This is a genomic window from Streptomyces sp. KLMMK, from assembly GCF_036961605.1.
In the GTDB taxonomy this organism is placed as follows: Bacteria; Actinomycetota; Actinomycetes; order Streptomycetales; family Streptomycetaceae; genus Streptomyces; species Streptomyces telluris.
This window is the reverse complement of sequence record NZ_JBAMDC010000537.1, coordinates 1-3,642: the sequence shown is the minus strand read 5'-3', so window position 1 is coordinate 3,642 and position 3,642 is coordinate 1. Positions and strand designations below refer to the sequence as shown.

At 71.5% G+C, this 3,642-nt stretch carries 3 protein-coding genes; 2 read left to right on the top strand and 1 reads right to left on the bottom strand.

Annotated features, from left to right (window positions below; translation table 11 throughout):
• Positions 1-258: 258 nt before the first annotated feature.
• Entirely contained in the window at positions 259-714 is a 456-nt protein-coding gene (locus tag V7793_RS35110) for an Lrp/AsnC family transcriptional regulator (RefSeq protein WP_168096199.1), read from the bottom strand.
• A 175-nt stretch (positions 715-889) separates the two neighbouring features.
• Between V7793_RS35110 and V7793_RS35105 the strand changes: the two genes are divergently transcribed.
• Together V7793_RS35105 and aspA are read left to right on the top strand one after the other, a co-directional pair.
• Entirely contained in the window at positions 890-1,909 is a 1,020-nt protein-coding gene (locus V7793_RS35105; protein ID WP_336013747.1) for an asparaginase, read from the top strand.
• 108 nt (positions 1,910-2,017) lie between these two features.
• Positions 2,018-3,454: an aspartate ammonia-lyase gene (aspA, locus tag V7793_RS35100; RefSeq protein WP_336013745.1), complete on the top strand. Its 1,437-nt coding sequence runs from the start codon at positions 2,018-2,020 to the stop codon at positions 3,452-3,454.
• Positions 3,455-3,642: the final 188 nt, after the last annotated feature.

Below are 3,642 nucleotides of genomic sequence, written 5' to 3'. Positions count from 1 at the left end.
CTGTGTTTTTTTTTCTTTTCTCCCCCCCCCCCCCCCCCCCCCCCCCCCCCCCCCCCGACCCCACTAACGACAAGGCCTTGGGTATAGGTACGCCATACGCCCGGCGTACCATCCTTTCGGATGATTGAGCGGTTGAGGGTAATTTGAGCTAGTCGGATGACAAGTCATCCGGCCCGGACCCGGAGCCCCGCAGAGTCCTCTGCAGAGCCCTCCGCAGAGCTCTCCGCCGGACCCTTCGCAGAGCCCCTCGGCACCCCCTCAGATCCCCACGGGCAGGCCCCGGGGCTCCTTGATCCGCTTCATGATGATCTGCGAGTTGACCTCGGTGATGCCGGAGAGCGCGGTGAGGCGCTCGATCCACAGGCGTTCGTAGGCGGCGAGGTCGGCGACCGCGATGCGGAGCAGGCAGCCGGGGCTGCCGAAGAGGCGGTAGGCCTCGATCACGTCCGGGATGTCCTGGAGCGCCGCCTCGAAGGCCTCGACGGCCTCCCGGTCGCGCTTGACCTCGATCGAGACGAGGACCTCGAAGCTCCGCCCCACGGCCTCGGGATTGATGACCGCCCGGTAGCCCTGGATGACCCCGTCCTGCTCGAGCTGGCGGACGCGGCGCATGCACGGGGAGGGGGTCAGACCGACGCGATGGGCGAGCTCCTGGATGGTCAGGCGGCCGTCGTTCTGGAGCTCGCGCAAAATATTTCTGTCGATTCCGTCCATCGCGCAATTATCCACCACGCCCGGCGGTCGGTCGCGCTCAAATCAGCGATCCAATTGCGTCCGATTCGTCCTATCGTTTGCCCTCCGGCCGCCGCTCCCCCGTGGACGGCCGCCGTGATCTTCAGGCTGCAGAGCAGTGATCTTCAGAAGTGATCTTCAGAAAGGGCGGGTAGACGTGGGACAGGTCGTCGTCATCAGCACGGGCGGAACGATCGCGAGCCGCTGGCAGGGCTCCGGGTTCGCCGCCGACGCGCGGGGCGGGGACGTCCTGGCCACGGCGGCGGTGCCCGCGGGCATATCCGTGCGGGTCGTCGACCTGATGAGCGTGAACAGCGCCCGGCTCACCACCCGCGACCAGCTCGCCCTGCTGCGCACCGTGCACGAGGTCCTCGCCGACCCCGGCGTCGACGGCATCGTGGTCACGCACGGCACCGACACGCTGGAGGAGTCGGCCTTCTTCCTCGACCTCCACCACCACGACCCCCGCCCGGTCGTCTTCACCGGCGCCCAGCTCCCGCTCGAAGCGGCGGACGGCGACGGCCCGCGCAACCTGCACGACGCCCTGCTGACGGCCGGCACGGCGGCCGTGCGCGGCATGGGCGTCCTGGTCGCCTTCGACGGGCAGGTGCACGCCGCCCGGGGCACGATCAAGGTCCAGACCCTGGCCGCCGACGCCTTCGCCGACCCGTCCGGCAGCCCCGTCGCCGACGTCAAGGACGGCCGCGTCCTCGTCCGCCGGCAGCCCGAGCGCCCCGCGCCCCTCCCCCTGCCGCAGGCGGACGCGCCCCTCCCGCGGATCGACGTCGTCATGCACCACTGCGACGCCGACCCGCTGCTGTTCAACGCCGCCGTCGAGGCCGGCGCGCAGGGCATGGTCCTCGTCGCCACCGGCGCGGGCAACGCGACCCCCGAGGTCGCCGCCGCCGTCGAGGCTGCGGTCGCCCGCGGCGTGCTCGTCGCCCTGACCACCCGGGTGCCCTCCGGCCCCGCCGCCGAGATCTACACCCAGGGCGGCGCCGTGGACCTCGCGGCTGCCGGAGCCGTACTGACCGGCACCCTCCGCGCCGGCCAGGCCCGGATCGCCGTACTCAGCGCGGCCCTGGCCTCCCCCGGCGCGGACGAGCGGACACGCGTGCTGCGCCGGCTCGTCGCCGCACCCGCCGCCGAAGCCGCCTCCGCGCCCGTATCCGCGTAACCGCCTCCTCCGCGGCTCCCCCTCACTCCTTCCCCCGCGGCTCCCCCTCTCCTTCCCCCGCGGCCCTCCCCCCTCCGCTCCCCCACCGCACCCCGATCGGATCCCCCCATGTCGGCCTCCGCCCCCGGCTCCTCCCGCACCGAGCACGACCTCCTCGGCGATCGCGACGTCCCCGCCGCCGCGTACTACGGCATCCACACCCTGCGCGCCGTGGAGAACTTCCCCATCACGGGCACCCCCATCTCCGCCTACCCCGACCTCGTCACCGCCCTCGCCTCCGTCAAGCAGGCCGCCGCCCTCGCCAACCGCGACCTGGACCTGCTCGACGACCGCAAGGTGGACGCGATCGTCCAGGCCTGCGAGGAGATCCGCGCCGGGCAGTGGCACGACCACTTCGTCGTCGACGTCATCCAGGGCGGCGCCGGCACGTCCACCAACATGAACGCCAACGAGGTCATCGCCAACCGCGCCCTCGAACTCCTCGGCCACGACAAGGGCGACTACAAGCACCTCCACCCGCTGGAGGACGTCAACGCCGGGCAGAGCACGAACGACGTCTACCCGACCGCCGTCAAGGTCGCGCTGCAGCTCGCCGCCGAGCGGCTGCTGCAGGCCATGGACGTGCTGCGCGAGGCCTTCGCCGGCAAGGCGGAGGAGTTCGCGGACATCCTGAAGATGGGCCGCACCCAGCTGCAGGACGCCGTGCCCATGACGCTGGGGCAGGAGTTCGCCGCCTACGCCGTCATGCTGGAGGAGGACCGCGCCCGCCTGGCCGAGGCCTGCGCCCTCATCCGCGAGATCAACCTCGGCGGCACGGCCATCGGCACCGGCCTCAACGCCCACCCCAACTACCCGGGGCTGGCCTGCAGCCACCTGAGCATCATCACCGGCATCCCGCTCGCGGTCGCCGGCGACCTCGTCGAGGCCACCCAGGACATGGGCGCGTTCGTCCAGCTCTCGGGCGTGCTCAAGCGGATCGCCGTCAAGCTCTCCAAGACCTGCAACGACCTGCGCCTGCTCTCCTGCGGGCCGCGCGCCGGCCTCGCCGAGATCAACCTGCCGCCGGTCCAGGCGGGTTCGAGCATCATGCCCGGCAAGGTGAACCCGGTGATCCCGGAGGTCGTCAACCAGATCGCCTTCGAGGTCATCGGCAACGACGTGACGGTCACCTTCGCCGCCGAGGCCGGCCAGCTCCAGCTCAACGCCTTCGAGCCGGTCATCGCCCACAGCCTCCTCAAGAGCATCGGTCACCTGAGCGCCGGCTGCCTGACCCTGGCCGAGCGCTGCGTCACGGGCATCACCGCCAACCGCGAGCACCTGGCCCGCCTCGTCGGCCAGTCCATCGGCCTGGCCACCGCGCTCAACCCGTACATCGGCTACGAGCAGGCCACCGCCGTCGCCCAGGAGGCCCTGACCACGGGCGCCTCGGTGCACGACCTCGTCCTGGCCAAGGGCCTGCTCACCCAGGAGCGGCTCCGGGAGATCCTCCACCCGGACAACCTCGCCCGCCCCCACACCCGGACCGCGGCGACCGTCGAGGCCTGACCGCACCGGAAACACCGGCCGCAGGCCCTCCCCGCCCGGCCCCTCAAACACAGCAACCACCAGCACCAGAAAGAAGAAGCACCCCCATGGCAACGGCGCCCAGCGTCTCGTACTCGATGACCGTCCGGCTGGAGGTTCCCGCGAGCGGAACCTCGGTCAGCGAGCTGACCACGACGGTGGAGAGCTCG

Coding starts and splice junctions, on each gene's coding strand:
- V7793_RS35110 (WP_168096199.1), bottom strand. CDS start 714: ATGGACGGAATCGACAGAAATATTTTGCGCGAGCTCCAGAACGACGGC.
- aspA (WP_336013745.1), top strand. CDS start 2,018: ATGTCGGCCTCCGCCCCCGGCTCCTCCCGCACCGAGCACGACCTCCTC.